The 507-nt window shown below is 42.6% G+C and carries 1 protein-coding gene; it reads left to right on the forward strand.

Annotated features, from left to right (window positions below; translation table 11 throughout):
* The first annotated feature begins 318 nt into the window (after positions 1 to 318).
* Positions 319 to 507: a hypothetical protein gene (locus OD355_RS13835; protein ID WP_263039087.1), complete on the forward strand. Its 189-nt coding sequence runs from the start codon at positions 319 to 321 to the stop codon at positions 505 to 507.

Raw genomic sequence — 507 nt, forward strand, 5'->3', positions numbered from 1 at the left:
ACCAACTGCGGCGAAGCAATTGTTCCTGAGTGCAAATTGCTTCCGGGTCAGAGCCGTTGAGCGAGGGTCACCTTCAGGCGGGCTAGACCTTTTTGATTCTTTTTGCGGCAATGGCAAAAAGAATAATAATTTTATTTTACGCAAAGGCTAATCGCAAAGACATTCTGGATGTCAGGTGAAAACACTTGACACGGCTTTAAAGGCAAAAAGAATGAGTAAGAAAAAGATTGAGCTGTCAGTCGAAAACACCTGACGCGGGTTTAAAAGCCTTGTAAACAGTATGTTTCAGGCCTTTCTCATTTATTAAATTCTGGTATTATGTCATGTAGAGTTCCACACAAGCTATTTTTAGATTACAAATCTCCCGATATGGCTTCGGGATTACAAATCCCGAAGAGCGATAAATCAGTAATAATAGGGCTGCTCGAATCAAACGCCCGCCTGTCAGTGAGAGGAAGCAATGCACGGAAGGTGATTGATTCGCCCGAAAGAGGTTATAGACTTTAG

The organism is Haoranjiania flava (assembly GCF_025631005.1).
Lineage (GTDB): Bacteria > Bacteroidota > Bacteroidia > Chitinophagales > Chitinophagaceae > Haoranjiania > Haoranjiania flava.